Raw genomic sequence first — 20,738 nt, 5'->3', positions numbered from 1 at the left:
TACTCGTGCATGACACGTACATACACGCAATAAGTTTCGCAGATGGAATCAAGAAAGAAAATGATTAATATAAATAAAATTCATTTTGCTAACGATGTGTTGCTTTTTTCAAACACCGATTTTTATTCGAATAAATCGATGAAATAGGTAATATCTATATTACCTAGTTCAATTTTAGCCAAATTATCAGGATCGGTCGTCACGCTGGACAGGATTCCCCGGTCACACCAAAAAGGCGCAATTTCGACCATTAAGGGTGCAGACAGGTGCGATCCATGCAGCATGGTTTATGACACGCCGCTTCTATTATCCGTAGTGGCCAAACGGCACCAAACGAGTGCATTGCCGAACGGGGGCAGCATGCGCACAACCGTACGGCGCATCGCGCACAAATTCGGCACCCTCGGGCTGTGACAGGCGTAAAAAAACCCGGTTGCTGGCAGCAACCGGGTTTTCAGTGAAGCGCCAGCAGATTACTTGGCGTTCATCAGCGCGACGGTGGTGTCGAGCATGCGGTTCGAGAAACCCCACTCATTGTCGTACCACGACGTCACTTTCACCAGGCGGCCCGACACTTTGGTCAGGGTCGCGTCGAAGTTCGACGACGCCGGGTTGTGGTTGAAGTCAACCGACACCAGCGGCTCGGTCTGGTACGTCAGGATGCCGTTCAGCGCGCCGTCGGCGGCCGTCTTCATGATCTCGTTGATTTCATCGACGGTGGTGTCACGCTTGGCGATGAAGGTCAGGTCGACGATCGACACGTTGATGGTCGGCACGCGGATCGCGAAGCCGTCCAGCTTGCCGTTCAGTTCCGGCAGCACCAGGCCGACTGCAGCGGCAGCGCCGGTCTTGGTCGGGATCATCGACTGCGTGGCCGAGCGGGCGCGGCGCAGGTCTTCGTGCATCACGTCGGTCAGCACCTGGTCGTTGGTGTACGAGTGCACGGTGGTCATCAGGCCGGTTTCCAGGCCGATGGCGTCATGCAGTGGCTTGACCAGCGGGGCCAGGCAGTTGGTGGTGCACGATGCGTTCGAGATCACGGTGTCCGAGCTTTTCAGCACGTCCTGGTTCACGCCGAACACGATCGTCGCGTCGACATCCTTGCCACCAGGTGCCGAGATGATGACTTTCTTGGCGCCACCCTTGATGTGGGCCGAAGCCTTTTCTTTGGTGGTGAAGAAACCGGTGCACTCGAGCACGACATCGACGCCCAGCTCGCCCCATGGGATTTCCGCAGGATTGCGCTGCGCGAACACGCGGATTGGATCGCCGTTCACGATCATGTTGTCGCCTTCGACCGTGACGGTGCCAGGGAACTTGCCGTGGGCCGTGTCGTAGCGGGTCAGGTGGGCGTTCGACTCGGCATTGCCGAGGTCATTGATCGCCACGATCTGGATGTCCTGTTTCTTGCCGCCTTCGTAGAATGCGCGCAGGATATTGCGGCCGATACGGCCATAACCATTGATTGCAACTTTGATCGTCATGCTTGGCTCCTAGTAGAAAAAAAACTTTTTCGTAACGAACATAGTAAAACGGACCATCCCACTGGGACAGTCCGTTTTCTGGCGAATGCTTACGCTGCGATAACTTGTTTGGCCTTGGCAACCACGTTCTCGACGGTGAAGCCGAAGTGCTTGAACAGCACCGGCGCCGGTGCCGATTCGCCGAAGGTGTCGATACCGACCACGGCGCCTTCCAGGCCCACGTACTTGTACCAGAAGGCGGTGATGCCGGCTTCGATGGCCACGCGCGGCGTGCCACGGGTCAGCACACTGGCTTTATAGGCGGCGTCCTGGCGGTCGAACACGTCGGTCGACGGCATCGAGACGACGCGCGCGGCGATGCCTTCAGCAGCCAGTGCGTCGAAGGCCTTCACGGCCAGCTCGACTTCCGAGCCGGTGGCGATGAGGATGACCTTGGCGTCCGGCGTGTCGCGCAGCACGTAGCCGCCCTTGGCGACGTCGGTCACCTGCTGGGTGTCGCGGGCCATGAACGGCAGGTTCTGGCGCGAGAAGATCAGCGTCGTCGGGCCATCCTTGCGCTGGACTGCTGCGCCCCATGCCACGGCCGATTCGACCGTGTCGCATGGACGCCAGTTGTCCAGACCCGGGATCAGGCGCAGCGACGAGACGTGCTCCACCGACTGGTGCGTCGGACCGTCTTCGCCCAGACCGATCGAATCGTGCGTGAACACCGAGATCGAACGGATCTTCATCAGCGAGGCCATGCGCAGCGCATTGCGGCTGTAGTCCGAGAACGTCAGGAACGTTGCGCCGAACGGGATGAAGCCGCCATGCAGCGCCACGCCGTTCTGGATCGCGGCCATGCCGAATTCGCGCACGCCGTAGTTGATGTGGTTACCGGCAATGCCCGAACGCACGGCGACCGATTCTTTCCAGTTGGTCAGGTTCGAACCGGTCAGGTCGGCCGAGCCGCCCAGGAATTCTGGCAGGCTCGCGGCCAGTGCCTGGATCGCATTTTGCGAGGCCTTGCGGGTGGCGATGGTTTCCTGCTTCTCGATGCAGCTCGCGATCGCGGCGTCCAGTGCCTTGGTGAATTCACCCGACAACTCGCCCTTCATGCGGCGCTCGAATTCGCTCGCCAGCTCAGGGTGCGCGCCGCGGTAGGCCGCGAACATCGTGTTCCACTCGCCTTCAGCCTGGGCGCCGCGCTCTTTCGCGTCCCATGCTTCGTACAGTTCGGCAGGGATATCGAACGGGATCGGATCCCAGACCAGGTGCTGGCGCACGGCCGCGATTTCCTTGTCGCCCAGCGGCGCGCCGTGGACCTTGTCGCCACCTTCCAGGTTCGGTGCGCCCTTGCCGATGATCGTCTTGCAGCAGATCAGCGTTGGACGGTCGGAGGTCTTGGCCTGCTCGATGGCCGCATCGATGTCTTTCACGCTGTGGCCGTCGACCTTCGGGATCACGTTCCAGCCATAGGCTTCAAAGCGCTTTTGCGTGTCATCGGTGAACCAGCCTTCGACCTTGCCGTCGATGGAGATGCCGTTGTCGTCGTACAGCCAGATCAGCTTGTTGAGCTTGAGGGTGCCGGCCAGCGACGCCACTTCGTGCGAGATGCCTTCCATCAGGCAGCCGTCGCCCAGGAACGCGTAGGTGTAGTGATCCACCACGTCGTAGCCCGGACGATTGAATTCGTAGCCCAGCAGCCATTCGGCCAGCGCCATGCCGACCGAATTGGCGATGCCCTGGCCCAGCGGGCCGGTGGTGGTTTCCACGCCCGGAGTGATGCCCACTTCTGGGTGACCCGGCGTCTTGGAGTGCATCTGGCGGAAAGCGCGCAGGTCGTCCATCGTCAGGTCGTACCCTGCCAGATGCAGCAGCGCGTAATGCAGCATCGAGCCATGGCCGTTCGACAGCAGGAAGCGGTCGCGGTTCATCCAGCCCGGATTGGCCGGATTATGACGGTAATGCTTGTCCCACAGCGCAACGGCGATCTCGGCCATGCCCATTGGCATGCCCGGGTGGCCCGAGTTGGCTTGCTGAACAGCGTCCATCGCCAGCGCGCGGATCGCGTTGGCCATCAGGGTGGTGGTTTGCGTAGATTTCATGGAGATCGGGGATCAGGGATTGGAAAGCTGGTGGCCTGCGGCTGGCCGTAGCCCGTTATTTTACCAGACCGATGTGGCCAGGATTTAAAATGCAGCCCTGTCCACCGCGATTTCAGGAGTGTCATGCCGCGTTTTTATTGTCCTCAGCCACTTGTTAGCGGCAACACGATCGAGCTGCCGGAAGCGGTCGCGCATCACCTGCATGTCGTGCGCCTGCAGCCCGGAGCCACGCTGACACTATTCAATGGCGAAGGCGGTCAATACCGCGCCACGCTGGTCGAGACCGGCAAGCGGCGCGCCACCGCCGTCATCGACGCGCACGAGGCGATCGAGGCCGAAGCGCCCTATTCCGTGACGCTGGCCCAGGGCTTGCCGGAAGGCTCAAAAATGGACTGGATCATCGAAAAGGCCGTCGAACTGGGCGTGGCCGCGATCCAGCCACTGGCGGCGGCGCGCAGCGTCGTGCGCCTGTCCGGCGAGCGGCTCGAGAAGCGCCAGGCACACTGGCATGGCGTGATCGTCGCGGCCTCCGAGCAATGCGGGCGCAACCGGCTGGCGCAGCTGCTGCCGATGATGGACGTGCAACCGTGGCTGGCGGCGAGCGCAGGCACGACCCGTATCCTGCTCAGTCCGCGCGCGACCGAATCGCTGGCCGGTTGGGCACGTGCGAATGGGCCGCAAGCGGTCACGCTCCTGATCGGTCCGGAAGGCGGGCTCACGCCGCACGAAGAAGACGCCGCCGTTGCCGCCGGCGCGCTGTCGCTGTCGATGGGACCGCGTGTGCTGCGCACCGAGACGGCCGGGCTGGCCGCGCTCGCCGTGCTGGCAGGTGCCTGGGACGCCATCTGAGTAGATAGAGAGCGCATGAAAAAACCCCGCCGGCATCGCTGCCGGCGGGGTTTTTTTATACAGCGACAGGCTTAGAACGTGTAGTTCGCGCCCAGGCTGAAGAAGCGGCCCACTGCGCCTGGCTGGTGCAGCGAAGCGTTGTACGACGTTTGTGCACCGGCGTTGCCGTAGGTGGCGACGTCGTATGGTGCTTCCTTGTCGAACAGGTTCAGGATCGCGCCGCGGATCGTCAGGTTATCCGTGACCTTGTACGACAGGTTCAGGTTGGTGACGGTGAACGACGACACGTTGCAGTAGCCGATCGGCTGGACCAGACCCTGGAAGTAGGTACGGCCACCAACGTCGGCTGCAGTCGATGCGCAGTCGGTCGCGCCCAGTGCCGGGTCGAAGGTCGAGAAGCCGCTCGTGTAGTTCACGGTGGCGGTCACGTCCAGCGGGCCACGGTTGTAGCCGAGGGTGAACTGCGCACGGTCTTTCGGGTTACCCGTTGCGCCGCCAACCGACGATGGACCTTGCGTGCCGGCCAGCTGGTACGAATCGCTGCCCAGTTCGGTCACATAACCAAAGACGTGGGCTGCGCTCAGGTTCGCGCTGACGGTGCCCAGGTCGTTGGCCAGGCGCCAACGGTAACGGATGTCCGCTTCGATGCCGTGGGTTTCGGTGCTGCCAGCGTTGATGTAAGGCGACAGGCCGTACAGGATCGGACCAGCCGCAGGGATGCCAGGCACCGTGTTGTTGCCCACGCCGGTGGCGATGTCGATCGTGTTGGCAGGACCGCGGACCCAGGTTGGCGTGAAGCTTGGATCGTTACCTGCTTGCGTGACGACCAGGTTCTTGATCTGGATCTTGTAGTAGTCCAGGGTCATGTTCAGGCCGCGCATTGGCTCGACGATGATACCGGCCGTGAACGACTTCGACTTCTCTGGCTGCAGATCAGGATTGGTGGTCTGGACGTACGGTGGGCTGAACGAGCAAGCCGATGGCACGTTGCCGGCCGTGGTCTGGCTGCCATTCGCGCACAGGATCGGATCGCGGATCGCGTTGAACGTGAAGAACGAACCGGCATTGCCGACTTCGGCCGGGTTCGGCGCGCGGAAACCGCGTGCGAACGTACCGCGCAGACCGAACTGCTGGATCGGCGCCCACTTGAAGTTGGCCGACGGCGTGAACGAATTGCCGTAGGTGTCGTAGTGGTCGTAACGACCGGACAGGCCGATTTCCAGGTTCTTGATCGGCGTGGCCTGCAGCTCGGCGAACACCGCGCTGTTGGTCTCGTCACCAATCGTGAACGCTGCCGTATTGGCGACCGCGCCGTTGAGCGTCAGGCTCGACGGAGGCGCATTCTGCTTGCGCTCATGCCAGTGAACACCGGCTGCGAAGGCCAGAGGGCCGGCGCCGAAATTCGACAGCAGTTCACGCGAGCCGATCAGGTCGGCGTAGTTCAGCGTCGATTCGATCTCGTTGCTGAAACGCGGCGAGACGGCATCCACGACGCCCGGCACATTGTTGCCCAGCACATTGAATGTGCCATTGCGCAGCAGGGTGTACAGGTTGGTACGGTTGACGTAGCCGCTGTAGTTCAGGTCGCTCTTGACGCGGGTGCCACCGATGGCAGCGTTCACGTCCCAGCCATAGGCGCTACCGACGAGGTCAGCTGCGAAGCGGGTCGCGGTGGTCTTGTTGTTGGTGGTCAGGGCGGCGCCGACATCCGGGATGTAGCCGTACAGGCGGGCCGGTGCGCCCAGCTGATTGGTGATATTCGCGCCGACCGGTGCGCCAGCAGCAAAGGTCGTGTTCGGGATGGCGCCCACGCGCGAAGTCAGCACGCCATTGACCAGGGTCGTGGTGCCGTTGAAGCTGGTCGGGCTGAATGCTGCCGGGGCCGCATTGCGGTTGTTGGTGCTTTCGCGCTGGAACATCGAGCCGTTGAAGCGCACTTCCCAGTCTTCGCTCAGCTTTTTCGTCATGCCGATCATCAGGTTGACGTTTTCGGTCTCTGGCTGGATGTTCGACTGTTCATCGCGCACCGAGCAGCCGCCGGCGCGGTATTTGGTGAAGTTGCAGTTCGTCGGGTCGAGGAACTGGTAGTTCGCCGGGTTATTGACGTTAGTGACGCCAGCCGGGTTGTTCGGGTTCGACGCGTTGTACAGGAATGGGCTGCTGGCCGGGGTCAGGAAGTTGTTGATGTTGGTCGGCACGCCCAGGGTCAGGTCGTTACCACCACGTGCGCGCCAGTCGCGGTTCGCGTAGCCATACTGTTCGCGGTCGACGACCTTGATCGCGTTCTGCTTGCGGTATTCGGCCGTGATGAAGGCGTTGTAGCCGTCGTTGTCGAGGTCACCGATGCCGGTGCTGATCGAGGCGCGCTTGGTCTTGCCGCCACCATGCTGCGTGTCGCCGACTTCGGCCGACATGCGGGTGCCGTTCAGGTTTTTCTTGAGCTTGATGTTGATGACGCCGGCGATGGCGTCCGAGCCGTACAGCGACGACGCGCCGCTCTTCAGGATCTCGATGCTTTCAATGGCATCGAACGGGATCGACGACACGTCGACGAACGAGCGCTGGGAGTCATCCGACAGCGGATACGGTGCCATGCGGTGGCCGTCGATCAGCACCAGGGTCGCGCCCACGGTCAGGCCGCGCAGCGAGATGCCCGATGCGCCATTGGCGAATGCACCGGCAAAACCGGTGCCCAGGGTACCGGCGCCGTTGGCGGCCAGGTCGGTCAGCAGCTCGGCAACCGAGGTCTTGCCGCTCTTCTGGATGTCGGCTGCGGTCAGCACCTGGACCGGGGTCGGCGTTTCGGTGTTGGTGCGGCTGATCAGCGAACCCGTCACGACCACGCGTTGCGCGGCTGGTTCGGTGCTGCCCTGCTGGGCCTGGGCAAACGCCGGCGCTGCGCAGGTCAAGGCGCCACTGGCAATTGCGCAGGCAATCGCGAAGGGCATCGACTTCAGTTTCAACATCATGGGTGATTCTCCTCGTACTTTCTTATCGGTGATTGCTCACCAGAATGCTCAGTGCCTATTCTGCAGGCTCGTGCCTGCCGGTCGCCTGGGCCGGCAAAGCATCGGAATCGTGTTATCGAGCCGGAATAGGTAGACCGCTTATCGCATTCTGGACGGCAGTATTTTTCATGCATACGTCTGACTGGGGACGATCAGCCTAAATAAGTGCTTGGATGAAACCAAACGTTATTCAAGTGGAGCTATAAAAACATGGCGTCAAGAATAGTGTCAACCGAGCACCAATAATGCAGAGTGTGAAATACAACACTTTATTTATTTGAAAGTCGGGAAAGTGCAATGGTGGTGCGGCGCAATATCAAACTGGTGCAACCCGCGGAACTGTCATTCGAATGCTAAAGGTATGCAACATCTTGTATTTACGATCTTTTTATCATCAAAATTTTTTGAGGATGATGCGCATTGCGGTGCGTTTGACCTGTGGCAATCGCCGTTTTTATTTCGATGCACCATTATTGGGCGTGAAAGCAAAAGTTGGATAAATACAACACAATGTATTTAAGCAACCCAATAAAAAACCGCCCCGGAGGGCGGTTTGGCATTTGTCCTGAAAACGAACGGATCAGAACTTGCGATCGTACATCACCGAGAAACGGGCATAACGCGGTGCAGTCAGCGACAGCGGCGTCTGGTACAGGCTGCTGACATTGACGCCGTTGTTGTACGCCTCGGTGACGCTGGCCACCGACTGGCTGTTGAACATATTGAACACATCGACGCGCAGCTGCAGGCCCTTGATGAAGTTAGGCTTGTAGGCCACGTTCATGTCCCAACGGTGGGTCCAGGGCAGGCTGCCAACCGAACCGCGCGGGGTCAGGACATTTTGCGAACGTTGCAGGCCGCCGCAATAGAACGTCTGGTTCGGATAGTTCGGCGAATTGCCCGGGCTGGCGGCGCTGCCGATGCAGCTGCGCGGACGGCCCGACGCGATCAGCGCATTGCCACCGACGGTGATCTCATCGTTGAACTGATAAAAGCCGAACGCCTTGACCTGGTGCTTGCGGTGGTTCGGCAGGTAGCCGTAGGCGCCTTCCATCAGCTCGGGGTAATCCCACGACGACGTCACGGCGACGTCCGCCTGGCCATTATCCGAACGCACCTGGCCTTCGGTATTGCCCTTGTTGCGCGACCACACATAGCTCACCTTGCCGTACCAGCCGCTGCGGAACGGGTGTTCCAGGAAGGCTTCGACCGACGAGTAGGTCCGCTTCGGCTTGTCGAAGCCCATGTCCGCCGCAGTCAGACTGACGGGCGTGAGGTTCGATGTGTCGCCGGAGAAGTCGACCAGGAAGTCGTTGTCTTCACCTGGATTGAAGGTCTGGCAGCTGTTGCCGAACAGCGGGTTGGTGATCGCAATGCCGTTGGCTGCGGCGAAACGCTGGAACGGACGCACGTCGCAGAAGTCATCGATGGTCGACTGCAGCTTGCGGTGGATTGCCTTGGCACCGAAGTTCAGCGATGGCGACCAGGCTTTTTCGAAGCCGAACGTAATTTCGTCCTGGTAGGTCGGTTCCATATTGCGCGCTGCCAGGGTCTCGACAACTTTGTCCTGACCATATTCGTTGTTGTTCGACAGCGGTTCGCTCAGCTGCGTCAGGCCGGTCGGCGCACCGTTGGCGTCGACGCCGGTGTAGCCATAGTATTGCGCGGTGTAGGTCGAGCGGCCAGCGCCACGCACCGAGATGTGGGTCGGGATCGGCACCGAGTAGCGGCCCATGGTCGCGTACACCTTGAAGCTGGCGTCGCCATTGACGTCCCAGACTGCGGCCAGGCGCGGCTGGTACTGGTTCTTCATTTCCAGGAAGGTGGTCTTCGAATCGTTCTGGTTCTTGAACGACTCATTACGCACGCCAAAGGTCAGCAGCAGGTTATCGGTCGCCTGATAGCGGTCTTCCAGGTACCACGCGCTTTGTTCGCCGAACGAATTCGTGACTGTCGAGAACAGATCGCGGGTCACGTAGTAGCCCTGGTTGCCCAGCGCGGTACCGGTGCTCGCTGGTGACGGGATCAGCACACCGTTCGGTCCTTCGATCTGCGCCGACGGCGTGCCGGTGCGGAAGTAGGTCCACAGGCCGCCACCGGCGCGGAATTCGCCGGCAGCAACCGACTCGACCTTGGTCTGGTCGAAGCCGCCGCGCAAGGTGTGCGCGCCGAGGCGCCATTCGACGTCAAAACGACCCGAATCGACGATGTCTTCCGAGCCAGGCGCCAGAATGTTGCCGCTGATGTTTTGCGGGTTGGGGTAGCTGAGGCCAGGGGCACGTGCGTCGAGCGACGCCGAGGTCTGGTACAGGTCCGGGTTGTAGCCGGTGAAGTAGTTTTCGTGCGGCGACTTCGAACGGCCATACAGGGCGGTCACGGTCAGGTCGTCGGTCAGGTTGCCGACATAGCGCAGGGTGTTGATCTTGGCGCCGTTGCTGTCGACGTTGATGCGGCGCGAGCTCGAGTTGACAACGCCGCTGCGGGTGCGGGTTGCGTAATTGAAGCCGCTGTCCGAACTGTTCACTTCCGGCGTGTCGCCCAGCGTGGTGAATTCAAGGCGGTGGTTGTCGGTGATGTTCCAGTCGAGCTTGGCCATATAGCGTTCGATCTTGGTGTCACGCTCGCGCCACCCCACGTTGCCGCTGTTGGTGGCGATGCGGAAGGTGTTGACCACACCTTCCTCGACATCGGTTTGTTCGGCCGAAGCAAAGAAGAACAATTTGTCCTTGATGATCGGGCCGCCGACGTAGGCGCCATACACCTTGCGATCCAGCGTGTTTTCGGCGCGCGCCAGGCGCAGCGTGCCGTCGGTGCCCGTGTTGTTCGGGGTGCCCGTGTTGGCGTAATAGATATCGTGCGGTTTGGCGCGCAGCGATTTCGGTTCCCAGGTCGCGATGCCGCCGGCCTCCCAGGTATTGGTGCCGGACTTGGTGACGATATTGACCACGCCGCCGATCGAACGGCCGAACTCGGCGCCAAAGCCGCCGGTCAGCACTTGCGCTTCGGCGATCGCGCCGAATGGCAGCTGGGCAGCGCCCAGACCGGTCAGCGGGTTGGTGACAGGGAAACCGTTGATGTAGTACGAGTTCTCGGATGCTGCGCCGCCACCGAACGACGCGCCACCTGCGAAGCGCGAGTCGGCGGTGGTGGTGTTGGGCGCAAGCTGGATGATGGCTTCGACGCTGCGGGCGATCGGCAGCGCGGCGAGCTGGCGCGCGCTGAAGGTCGCGCTGCTGCCGGAGCTGCTGGTGTCGATGGTGGCGCGGGTGCCGGTCACCTGGACGACCTGGGCGCCGCCGGCCGGTGCGGCGGCGGCGAAGATGGCTTCGCCATTGCGGCCAATGCCGGTCTCGACGTTGACCGAGCCGATGACGGCGCCGTCACGCAACTGGGACACGCGGTACGTGCCGCTCGGCAGCGAGCTGGCGACGAAACGGCCCTGTGCATCCGGGGTCAGGGTGCGGCGGATACCGATGTCGGTATTCTCGATGAGAACCTGCACGTTGCTGCCTGGAACGACGGTACCGAAGACACTACCCGATGCATTCGACTGTGCCATTGCCGGCGACATGGCAGCCATGCCAATCACTGCGCCACCAAAGGCCAGGCTCAATGCGTGAACTAATACAGTTTTCTTCAACATGTGATTTGCTTTCTCTTTTTTGCCGGACCGCTCATGGCAGTCCTGTTGTTGGTCGCACCAGCACCGATCGCGGTAGCGCCCCTCCCTGTACACCCACATTACCCTGTAAGTACGTTCATGCCATTTTTCCTTCGTAAAGAAAATGAACGTTCATCTACGTTCATGCATAGGACGTTGTGGCGTCAACAACTTTTTATGCATATGCGTGTGCATTTCGTTATTTTCGTTCGCACAATGTTGTGGGTACGAGACAGCGTGCGCGCGTGGTGCGTTCATTCACCAAAACAGCTCAGAAAACTCCCTGGTGCAGTGCACTTTTCGACGTGCGCGCGGCAGGATTTTTTTATGGATTTCTGCGGCTCGACGTTGCGATAGTTCCACAAAAGTCGTTGTAAAACGGCACGAATGGAGACCACCACCGCACTTTGGCTGTGACAATCTTCAAAGATCACACATACTTTGTATTTACGATTTAAAGACTATTCGTTTTTTTAGGTGACATACCGTCAGGCACCGATGGGGCGGGGTAAAATAACGGCTTTTGCCGTCCTACTTTTGTTGCCTCACTAGCAACCACTCCCATGCTGCGTATTAACGAACTCAAACTCCCCCTGAACCATCCGGACGCCGCCCTGCGCGACGCCATCCTGGCCCGCCTTGGCATCGCTGACGCCGAACTGCTCGACTTTGCCGTCTACAAGCGCAGCTATGACGCGCGCAAGAAATCCGCCATCGTTCTGATCTACTCGATCGACGCGACCGTTGCCGACGACAAGGCCGTGCTGGCAAAGCTGCGCGACCCGCACGTGATGCCCGCCCCCGACGTCGAGTACAAGTTCGTCAATGCCGCCAAACCAGCCCCCGGCACCCCGCGCCCGGTCGTCGTCGGCACCGGTCCGTGCGGGCTGTTCGTTGCGCTGATCCTGGCGCAGATGGGCCTGAACCCGATCGTGCTCGAGCGCGGCAAGGTCGTGCGCGAGCGCACCGTCGACACCTTCGGTTTCTGGCGCAAGCGCAAGCTCGATACCGAGTCGAACGTGCAGTTCGGTGAAGGCGGCGCCGGCACCTTCTCGGACGGCAAGCTCTACAGCCAGATCAAGGACAGCAACCACCACGGCCGCAAGGTGCTCACCGAGTTCGTCAAGTTCGGCGCACCCGAAGAGATCATGTACGTCAGCAAGCCGCACATCGGCACCTTCCGCCTGGTCAAGATGGTCGAGCAGATGCGCGCCGAGATCATCAACCTGGGCGGCGAAATGCGCTTCGACACGCGCATGCAGGATGTCCTGATCGAAGAAACCGGCGGCGTGCGCCAGGTGGTCGGCGTGCGCCTGGCCAGCGGCGAAGAAATCCCCACCCGCCACCTGACGATCGCCATCGGCCACAGCGCGCGCGACACCTTCGAGATGCTGTACGAACGCGGCGTGTACATCGAAGCCAAGCCATTCTCGATCGGCTTCCGGGTCGAGCACCCGCAGTCGCTGATCGACGTCTGCCGCTTCGGTCCGAACGCCGGCAACAAGCTGCTGGGCGCGGCCGACTACAAGATCGTGCACCACGCATCCAACGGCCGTTCGGTCTACAGCTTCTGCATGTGCCCGGGCGGCACCGTGGTGGCCGCGTCGAGCGAAGAAGGCCGCGTCGTCACCAACGGCATGAGCCAGTATTCGCGCAACGAGCGCAATGCCAACAGCGCCATCGTGGTCGGCATCACGCCCGAGGATTTCCCGGGCCACCCGCTGGCCGGCATCGCGTTCCAGCGCGAGCTCGAATCGCGCGCATTCGTGCTGGGCGGCTCGACCTACGACGCACCGGGCCAGCTGATGGGCGACTTCGTGGCAGGCCGGCCATCCACGTCGCTCGGTTCGGTCACGCCATCGTTCCTGCCGGCCGTGCACCTGACCGACCTGGCCACGTCGCTGCCCGACTACGCCATCGTCGCGATGCGCGAAGCCTTTGTCGCCTTCGACAAGCAGATCAAGGGCTACTACAAGGAAGACGCGGTGCTGACGGGCGTGGAAACGCGCACCTCGTCGCCGATCCGCATCCGGCGCAACAACGACGACCTGCAAAGCCTGAACACGCGCGGCCTGTTCCCGGCCGGTGAAGGCGCCGGTTACGCAGGCGGCATCATGTCGGCGGCCGTCGACGGCATCCGCGTGGCCGAGGCGGTGGCATTGGCCATGGCGCCACGTTGAACGCAGCGGGCCGGCATGCGGCATGGGGCCCGGGTCTGGCGATCCTGGCCTCGATGGTGTCGGTCAATGCGGGCGCGGCCTGGGCCAAGGGCCTGTTTCCGGCCGTCGGCAGCGAAGGCGTCACTGCCCTGCGCGTGGGCCTGGCGGCGCTGATCCTGCTGGCCATCGTGCGGCCATGGCGCTTTGGGCGGCCGGCGCGCGCCGATGTGGGCAACCTGCTCGTGTACGGCCTGATGCTGGGCGCGATGAACCTGTGCATCTACCGCGCGTTCGAGCGCATCCCGCTGGGGATCGCGGTGGCGATCGAGGTCACGGGACCGCTGGCGGTCGTCGTGCTGTCGTCGCGCCATGCGCGCGATTTTGTGTGGGTGGCGTGCGCCGGCGTCGGCTTGTGGCTGCTGCTGCCGGTGGCTGGTGCAACGCAGCTCGACCCGGCCGGCATCGCGTATGCGCTGGCGGCGGCATTTTGCTGGGCGATGTACATCGTGTTCGGCAAGCGCGTCTCGACGCTACACGGCGGCCAGGCCGTGGCCTGGGGCTTGCTGGCGGCGAGCGTGTTCGCGGTGCCGTTCGGCGTGGCGCATGCGGGCATGGCGCTGTTCACGCCGGCCATGCTGGCGGGCGGCGTGGCGGTGGCGCTGCTGTCGTCCGCCCTGCCCTACTCGCTCGAGATGATGGCGCTGCGGCGCCTGCCGCAGCGGGTGTTCGGCATCCTGGTCAGCAGCGGGCCAGCCATCGCGGCACTGGCCGGCTTCATCTGGCTCGGAGAGCGCCTGACCAGCCTGCAGTGGCTGGCGATCGTACTGGTGATCGTGGCGTCTGGCGGCGCGGCCGCCACGGCTGGCAAGCGCCAGCCCCTATAACCACCCCACCCGCTTGAACTTGCGATACAGGTAGCCGCACACGCACACCATCGTAAAGATCGCGAACGGGTAACCATACTTCCATTTCAGCTCCGGCATGAATTCGAAGTTCATGCCCCACACGCCGGCGAACGCGGTAAACACCGCGAAGATCGCCGCATATGACGCCAGCTTCTTGCTCACTTCGTTTTCTTCGATCGCCACCATCGACAGGGTCACCTGGATCGCGGTGTTGATCGTGTCGCGCACGGCGTCCAGGCGGCCGGCGATGCGGTGCAGGTGGTCATGCACGTCGCGGAAGTATTCCTGGGTCTCGTCCACCACGCCCGGCACGCGCCCGCCGTACAGGCGCCCGAGCGCATCCATCAGGGGCATCACGGCGTGGCGCAGCGTCTGGGCCTTGCGTTTCAGGTCATACAGGCGCTCGACATTGTCGCGCTGCTTGCCCTGCATGGAAAAGATGTGGTCTTCGATCGATTCGAGCTCGGATTCGAGCGTGTCGACCACGGGGAAGTAGCGGTCGACCACGGCGTCGACCAGCGCGTACAGCACAAAGCCAGCGCCTTTCCTGAGCTGGTGCGGTTCGCGCTCGGCGCGCGCCCGCACGCCGAGAAAACCCTGGTTGGCGTCACGCCGCACCGACAGCACGTAATTGGGGCCGGCGAAGACGGACAACTGGCCGACGGACATCTCGTCACCCACCAGCTCGACGATCTGCACGACGACGAACAGCGAGTCGCCGTACTCTTCGAGCTTGGGCCGCTGGTGGCCGCGCAGCGCGTCTTCCACCGCCAGTTCGTGTAGGCCGAATTCTTCCTGCATCAGCGCGATGTCGGCAGGGTCCGGGTCGCGCAATGCGACCCAGACAAAGGTGTCATCCAGCTTGATGTATTCGCTGATATCCTCGACCGGGATATCGGACAGCTTCTTGCCTTCCTGGTAGGCGACGCAATTGATCAGCATTGAGTAGAAAATGAAACGGGCGCAGCGCGCCGATGCAGGACTTTACACCAACACCCTGTCATCTAAAAGCCTACTCTTCGCGCGCGCCGTCGATCCCCAGTTCCACGATCTTGCGCGTGATGGTATTGCGCCCGATACCGAGGCGCATGGCCGCGTCGTTCTTGCGCCCGTGCGTGTGCTTGAGCGCCGTACGGATCAGGGCCGATTCGAACTGGCGGCCCAGGATATCCATCACGTCCATCTGCCCTGCGCTCAGCATGCCGGCCGCCTGCAGTTCAAGCAGCCCCAGCCAGCCTTCGGGCGATTGCGCACCGGCTGTCTGCAGCACGACGCCACCGCCGGATGCCACCGGCAGCGCACCGGCGCCGACGATGCCGTCGGACAGCGGCACCACGTTCGGCACGCTGCTCCCTGTCAGCGGCGCCGAACCCTGGGTCAGGTCGCGCGGCAGGTCCTTGACCTCCACGGTCTGCCCCGGGGCCATCACGGTGATCCAGTTGCACAGGTTTTCCAGCTGGCGCACATTGCCCGGCAGCTCCAGGCCCGACAGGAAGCGCATCGCCTGCTCGCTCATGCGCTTGGGTTCCACCCCCAATTGGTGCGCACTTTGCACCAGGAAGTGGCGCGTAAGAACAGGAATGTCTTCGTTGCGTTCGCGCAGCGACGGCAGGCGCAGGCGGATCACGTTCAGGCGGTGGTACAAGTCTTCGCGAAACAAGCCGTCGCGCACGCGCTGCTCGAGGTTCTGGTGGGTGGCGGCAATCACGCGCACATTGGCCTTGACCGGCTGGTGGCCGCCCACGCGGTAGAAGTGACCATCGGACAAAACGCGCAGCAAACGCGTCTGCAGGTCGAACGGCATGTCGCCGATTTCGTCGAGGAACAGCGTGCCATCTTCGGCCTGCTCGAAGCGGCCGCGCCGCATCGCCTGCGCGCCGGTGAACGCGCCGCGCTCGTGGCCGAACAGCTCGGATTCGAGCAGGTCTTTCGGAATGGCCGCCGTGTTCAGTGCGATGAACGGTTGCTGCGCGCGCGGGCTGTGCTTGTGCAGCGCGCGCGCCACGAGCTCCTTGCCGGTGCCCGATTCGCCCGTGATCAGCACCGTGACATTCGACTGCGACAGGCGACCGATGGCGCGAAACACTTCCTGCATCGCCGGTGCGTGGCCGAGGATCTCGGGGGTTTCAGCGGGCGGCGCTTCGACACTCGCTTCGCGCAAACTCTCCTCTAACGCACGCCGGATCAGCGAGACGGCCTTGTCGATGTCGAATGGCTTGGCCAGATAGTCAAAGGCGCCGCCCTGGAACGAGGACACCGCCGAATCGAGGTCCGAGAACGCCGTGATGATGATGACCGGCAGGCCCGGATGGCGTTCCTTGACGGCTTGCAGCAGGTCGATGCCGGATTCGCCCGGCATGCGGATATCCGACACCAGCACTTGCGGCGTGTCGGTTTCAAAGGCAGTCATGGCTTCGCGCGCATTGGCGAAACTGCGGGTCTCCAGACTTTCGCGCGCCAGGGCTTTTTCAAGGACCCAGCGAATCGATGCATCGTCGTCGACAATCCAGATTGGTTTCATGGTTTCGTGCTTCCCGCAACATGGATTCAATAAAGGACCGGCCGGTGCGGTCCGCTTTCTCCCGCTTATGGCAGGGGCAGCAGGATCCGGAAATCCGTCAGTCCAGGCCGGCTTTCGCACTCGATCACACCCAGGTGTTGCTGCACAAACGTTTGCGCCAGCGTCAGCCCGAGGCCACTCCCGCCGTCACGCCCGGATACGAGCGGATAGAAAATGCGGTCGCGGATATCGGGCGCGATGCCCGGTCCATTGTCAATGATATGCAAGTCTAATGCCAGCCCGTAGCGGACCTTGGCCAGCGTGACCTGACGCGCCACGCGGGTGCGCAGGACGATCTCGGCGTCGCCCTGCGCAATGCGCCCGGCGACGGCCTGCGCGGCGTTGTGGGCGATGTTCAGCACCACCTGGATCAGCTGCTCCATATCGCCGCGAAACTCGGGAATCGACGCATCGTAATCGCGCCGGATCGACAGCCCCTGCGGAAATTCGGCCAGGATCAGGCTGCGCACGCGCTCGCACACTTCGTGGATATTGACGTCGCCGACGATGTGCGGCTTGCGGTGCGGCGCCAGCAGGCGGTCGACCAGCGTCTGCAGGCGGTCGGCTTCCTTGATGATCACCTGCGTGTATTCCTGCAGCTCCAGCAGGTGGTGCGGCGGCAGCTCGAGTTCGAGCAGTTGCGCGGCGCCGCGGATGCCGCCCAGCGGATTCTTGATCTCGTGCGCCAGGTTGCGGATCAGCTCCTTGTTGGCCTGGCTCTGGTCCATCAGGCGCTCTTCGCGGTCGAGTTTTAGTTGCTGCACATTCTCGCGCAGCTCGATCAGCGCCGTGCCGTCGCCCAGGGCGCTGACGATGCTGTTCACGTGCAGCGGTTCACGCCCGCTCCTCTGCAGCGTCAGGTCCTGGCGCAGGTCGGCATACTGGTGCACCAGCGCCTGCGTGATCAGCACGCCAATCTCGGCGCCATTGGTAAACAGTTCGGGCAGGCGATGGCGCTGCAGCGACTTGAACGACAGCTCCATCAGGTTTTCGGCGGCGGCGTTGGCATACACCACTTCGCCATCGGGCCCGGTCATCATCACGGCCGAGGCCAGCAAGTCCAGGCCGGCATAACGGGCCGGGTTGCCCGGGTCGTACACGGGTGGCGCCATCGGAGGCAGGGTCATCTGATATTACCGATCTCGCGCCTGAGCGCTTCGATATTGCGTTCGCTGCGGTTGATTTCGTCGCGCATGGAGGCCACGCGCTCCTGGTATTTGGCGTAGTTGCGCTCGTTGCCCTGGCGCTCCGGCTCGCCGTTGTTGAAGACGCGCTTCAGATCAGTGAGCTTGCGTTCTTCCAGGCGCAGTTCATCGCCCAGGATCTCGCGCCGCTCGTCGTCGCGGGCGCGCTGCAGCACATTGTCCACGCGCGGGAAGTTCGACTGGGCCGCGCTTGGCGCCGCCGCCGGGGCGGAATTCGACGCGGATGAACCGCCCCCACCGCCCGCCGAGCGCGGTGCAGGAATCGGGGCCGAGGCTGCCGGCGGCGCGCTGTAGCCGGTGTCGATCAGCTGGCACTTGCCGACCTTGGTGTCGGTGTACAGCGGCCGGCCATTGGCATCGGTACAACGGTAGATTTGCGCCTGCGCACTGGCGCACAGCAGCACTGAGGCAAACACGGCGGTAAAAACGGCCACACTGGCCTGAAACACACTATTTGTCATTCCCATCCCGGTTGGTCGCAAGGGCACGCTATTGTAGATGCGCCCGACTATACCCCAAGGAATATAAACTCCAAGCAACAAAAAACGCGGGGAAAGCATGGCTTTCCCCGCGTTTGTTCTACCCGCCAGGCCGGCGCGATGCACATCCGTGCCAGCCTGGATGGACCGATTACGACGAGTAGTACATGTCGAATTCGGCTGGGTGCGGGGTCATGCGCATGCGCTGGACTTCCTGCATCTTCAGGTCGATGTAGGCATCGATCATGCTGTCGCTGAACACGCCGCCACGGGTCAGGAACTCGCGGTCTTCGTTCAGTGCGTCCAGTGCTTCTTCCAGCGATGCGCACACCGTCGGGATCAGCTTGTCTTCTTCAGGCGGCAGATGGTACAGGTCTTTCGTTGCCGCTTCGCCCGGGTGGATCTTGTTCTGGATACCATCCAGACCGGCCATCATCAGTGCTGCGAAGCACAGGTAGACGTTCGCCAGTGGATCCGGGAAACGCGTCTCGATGCGGCGGCCTTTCGGGTTCGCCACGTGCGGGATGCGGATCGAGGCCGAACGGTTACGGGCCGAATACGCCAGCTTGACCGGGGCTTCGAAGCCTGGCACCAGGCGCTTGTACGAGTTGGTGCCTGGATTGGTGATCGCGTTCAGGGCGCGGGCGTGCTTGATGATGCCGCCGATGTAGAACAGGGCCGTGTCCGACAGACCTGCATAGCCGTCGCCTGCGAACAGGTTCTTGCCATCTTTCCAGATCGACTGGTGCACGTGCATGCCCGAACCGTTGTCGCCAGCCATTGGCTTTGGCATGAAGGTCGCGGTCTTGCCGTAGCTGTGGGCCACGTTCCAGATCACGTATTTCATGTTCTGGGTCCAGTCGGCGCGCTCGATCAGCGTCGAGAACTTGGTGCCGATTTCATTCTGACCGGCGCCGGCGACTTCGTGGTGGTGCACTTCAACCGGGATGCCCATCGATTCGAGGATCAGGCACATTTCGGAGCGCATGTCCTGGAACGAGTCGACTGGTGGCACTGGGAAATAGCCGCCCTTCACGCCTGGACGATGACCGCTGTTGCCGCCTTCAAATTCCTTGTCGGTCGACCACGATGCTTCTTCGGAATCGATCTTGACAAAGCAACCCGACATGTCCAGCTTCCAGCGCACGGCGTCGAAGATGAAGAACTCTGGCTCTGGGCCGAAGTAGGCGGTGTCGCCGATGCCCGACGATTTCAGGTAGGCTTCAGCGCGCTTGGCGATCGAGCGCGGATCGCGGTCGTAGCCCTTGCCGTCCGATGGCTCGACGACGTCGCACTGCATGAACAGCGTGGTCTCTTCCATGAACGGGTCGATATTGGCGGTGTTTGCATCCGGGATCAGGAGCATGTCCGACGCTTCAATACCTTTCCAGCCGGCGATCGACGAACCGTCGAAGGCGTGGCCGGATTCGAATTTGTCCAGGTCGAAGTGCGACACCGGGACCGTGACGTGTTGTTCCTTGCCGCGGGTATCGGCGAAGCGTAAATCAACGAATTTGACTTCGTTGTCTTTGACCATTTGCATTACATCTGCGGCGGACTTTGCCATTCGGAATCTCCTAATTGAAAAAGGGATGTCAGTCTATGCGAACCGACAACTTGCATCATGATGAAGCACGAAATGTGCCAACTGGGTGTCAACGACGATGCCAACTTCAGTGCATGAGGCTATGCGCAAATCGTTCTTGGGCAATGGGTTAGTTTACCCATAAAATCGCCTCGACCGGGGGCGTATGGCAAGATTTACCTGTACGCCGATTTGCACCACTAACGAGCAATTCTACGTGCTTGCACCAATTGAGCGCACCCGACTGCGCTCCAGGATGGTGCATTGACGATGACAAACGATGAATGGACCAACCCGACATGATCAAAGAACAGATTCTCACGGCGGCGCGCCAGCGTGGCGCTGACCAGCCCTACGCTGGTGCAGTGACGCCTCAGGAAGCATTCGACCTGCTCCAGAGCAGCCCGGACGTCAAGCTGGTCGACGTGCGCACCAACGCCGAACGCGACTGGGTGGGCCGCGTCGCGATCGGCCAGGCGCAGCACCTGGCAGTGCAGTGGGCCACCTATCCGGGCGGCGCCCCCAATCCGGACTTTGGCGCACAGCTCGAACAGGTAGCCGGCAAGGACGACGTGCTGCTGTTCCTGTGCCGCTCGGGCGTGCGCTCGCGCCACGGCGCGCGCGTGGCGACCGAGCTGGGCTATGCAAACGCCTTCGACATCCTGGAAGGGTTCGAAGGCGATCGCGACGGCGACGGGCACCGCAAGACGATCGGCGGCTGGTGCACGGCCGGCCTGCCGTGGATCGGCGCCTGAC

The 20,738-nt window shown here is 62.1% G+C and carries 13 protein-coding genes; 4 read left to right on the top strand and 9 right to left on the bottom strand.

The window, feature by feature from the left end; genetic code table 11:
- Positions 1-473 precede the first annotated feature (473 nt).
- Positions 474-1,484, bottom strand: a complete 1,011-nt coding sequence (gene gap / locus AC56LW_RS07930) for a type I glyceraldehyde-3-phosphate dehydrogenase (RefSeq protein WP_258836371.1) — start codon at positions 1,482-1,484, stop codon at positions 474-476.
- Between the two features lie 89 nt (positions 1,485-1,573).
- Positions 1,574-3,571, bottom strand: coding sequence for a transketolase (gene tkt, locus AC56LW_RS07925; RefSeq protein WP_499633318.1), 1,998 nt, complete (start codon positions 3,569-3,571; stop codon positions 1,574-1,576).
- Between the two features lie 123 nt (positions 3,572-3,694).
- Between tkt and AC56LW_RS07920 the strand changes: the two genes are divergently transcribed.
- On the top strand, positions 3,695-4,420 hold the full coding sequence (locus AC56LW_RS07920; RefSeq protein WP_332530238.1) for a 16S rRNA (uracil(1498)-N(3))-methyltransferase: 726 nt from the start codon (positions 3,695-3,697) through the stop codon (positions 4,418-4,420).
- 71 nt (positions 4,421-4,491) lie between these two features.
- On the opposite strand, the gene AC56LW_RS07915 is transcribed toward AC56LW_RS07920, so the two are convergent.
- Both AC56LW_RS07915 and AC56LW_RS07910 read right to left on the bottom strand, forming a co-directional pair.
- Complete coding sequence (locus tag AC56LW_RS07915) at positions 4,492-7,389, bottom strand: TonB-dependent receptor (protein WP_499633316.1); 2,898 nt, start codon at positions 7,387-7,389, stop codon at positions 4,492-4,494.
- A gap of 619 nt (positions 7,390-8,008) precedes the next feature.
- Positions 8,009-11,071 carry a TonB-dependent receptor gene (locus AC56LW_RS07910; RefSeq protein WP_499633314.1) on the bottom strand — a complete coding sequence of 1,021 codons (3,063 nt, stop codon included), beginning with the start codon at positions 11,069-11,071 and terminating at the stop codon, positions 8,009-8,011.
- Positions 11,072-11,652: 581 nt separating this feature from the next.
- Between AC56LW_RS07910 and AC56LW_RS07905 the strand changes: the two genes are divergently transcribed.
- On the top strand, positions 11,653-13,269 hold the full coding sequence (locus AC56LW_RS07905) for an NAD(P)/FAD-dependent oxidoreductase (protein ID WP_183549403.1): 1,617 nt from the start codon (positions 11,653-11,655) through the stop codon (positions 13,267-13,269).
- Positions 13,270-13,322: 53 nt separating this feature from the next.
- Entirely contained in the window at positions 13,323-14,132 is an 810-nt protein-coding gene (locus AC56LW_RS07900; RefSeq protein WP_499633675.1) for an EamA family transporter, read from the top strand.
- On the opposite strand, the gene corA is transcribed toward AC56LW_RS07900, so the two are convergent.
- From corA to glnA, 5 genes are all read right to left on the bottom strand, one after another.
- Positions 14,127-15,095: a magnesium/cobalt transporter CorA gene (gene corA / locus AC56LW_RS07895; RefSeq protein ID WP_332530235.1), complete on the bottom strand. Its 969-nt coding sequence runs from the start codon at positions 15,093-15,095 to the stop codon at positions 14,127-14,129. The genes AC56LW_RS07900 and corA overlap by 6 nt on opposite strands.
- 70 nt (positions 15,096-15,165) lie before the next feature.
- A complete protein-coding gene (ntrC, locus tag AC56LW_RS07890) occupies positions 15,166-16,674 on the bottom strand; it encodes a nitrogen regulation protein NR(I) (RefSeq protein ID WP_332530234.1) in 1,509 nt (502 codons plus the stop codon).
- Positions 16,675-16,739: 65 nt separating this feature from the next.
- Positions 16,740-17,840, bottom strand: coding sequence for a nitrogen regulation protein NR(II) (gene glnL / locus AC56LW_RS07885; RefSeq protein ID WP_183549396.1), 1,101 nt, complete (start codon positions 17,838-17,840; stop codon positions 16,740-16,742).
- On the bottom strand, positions 17,837-18,352 hold the full coding sequence (locus AC56LW_RS07880) for a DUF4124 domain-containing protein (protein WP_332530232.1): 516 nt from the start codon (positions 18,350-18,352) through the stop codon (positions 17,837-17,839). Before AC56LW_RS07880 ends, glnL begins: the two co-directional genes overlap by 4 nt.
- A 196-nt stretch (positions 18,353-18,548) precedes the next feature.
- Positions 18,549-19,964, bottom strand: a complete 1,416-nt coding sequence (gene glnA, locus AC56LW_RS07875; protein ID WP_183549392.1) for a type I glutamate--ammonia ligase — start codon at positions 19,962-19,964, stop codon at positions 18,549-18,551.
- 317 nt (positions 19,965-20,281) lie between these two features.
- Here glnA and AC56LW_RS07870 point away from each other — a divergent pair, with 317 nt between their 5' ends.
- Positions 20,282-20,737, top strand: a complete 456-nt coding sequence (locus AC56LW_RS07870) for a rhodanese-like domain-containing protein (RefSeq protein ID WP_499633311.1) — start codon at positions 20,282-20,284, stop codon at positions 20,735-20,737.
- Position 20,738: the final 1 nt, after the last annotated feature.

The organism is Telluria sp. LT2P80 (genome assembly GCF_059685955.1).
This window is presented reverse-complemented; position numbering and strand designations above follow the sequence as displayed.

Coding starts and splice junctions, on each gene's coding strand:
- gap (WP_258836371.1), bottom strand. CDS start 1,484: ATGACGATCAAAGTTGCAATCAATGGTTATGGCCGTATCGGCCGCAAT.
- tkt (WP_499633318.1), bottom strand. CDS start 3,571: ATGAAATCTACGCAAACCACCACCCTGATGGCCAACGCGATCCGCGCG.
- AC56LW_RS07920 (WP_332530238.1), top strand. CDS start 3,695: ATGCCGCGTTTTTATTGTCCTCAGCCACTTGTTAGCGGCAACACGATC.
- AC56LW_RS07915 (WP_499633316.1), bottom strand. CDS start 7,389: ATGATGTTGAAACTGAAGTCGATGCCCTTCGCGATTGCCTGCGCAATT.
- AC56LW_RS07910 (WP_499633314.1), bottom strand. CDS start 11,071: ATGTTGAAGAAAACTGTATTAGTTCACGCATTGAGCCTGGCCTTTGGT.
- AC56LW_RS07905 (WP_183549403.1), top strand. CDS start 11,653: ATGCTGCGTATTAACGAACTCAAACTCCCCCTGAACCATCCGGACGCC.
- AC56LW_RS07900 (WP_499633675.1), top strand. CDS start 13,323: ATGGTGTCGGTCAATGCGGGCGCGGCCTGGGCCAAGGGCCTGTTTCCG.
- corA (WP_332530235.1), bottom strand. CDS start 15,095: ATGCTGATCAATTGCGTCGCCTACCAGGAAGGCAAGAAGCTGTCCGAT.
- ntrC (WP_332530234.1), bottom strand. CDS start 16,674: ATGAAACCAATCTGGATTGTCGACGACGATGCATCGATTCGCTGGGTC.
- glnL (WP_183549396.1), bottom strand. CDS start 17,840: ATGACCCTGCCTCCGATGGCGCCACCCGTGTACGACCCGGGCAACCCG.
- glnA (WP_183549392.1), bottom strand. CDS start 19,964: ATGGCAAAGTCCGCCGCAGATGTAATGCAAATGGTCAAAGACAACGAA.
- AC56LW_RS07870 (WP_499633311.1), top strand. CDS start 20,282: ATGATCAAAGAACAGATTCTCACGGCGGCGCGCCAGCGTGGCGCTGAC.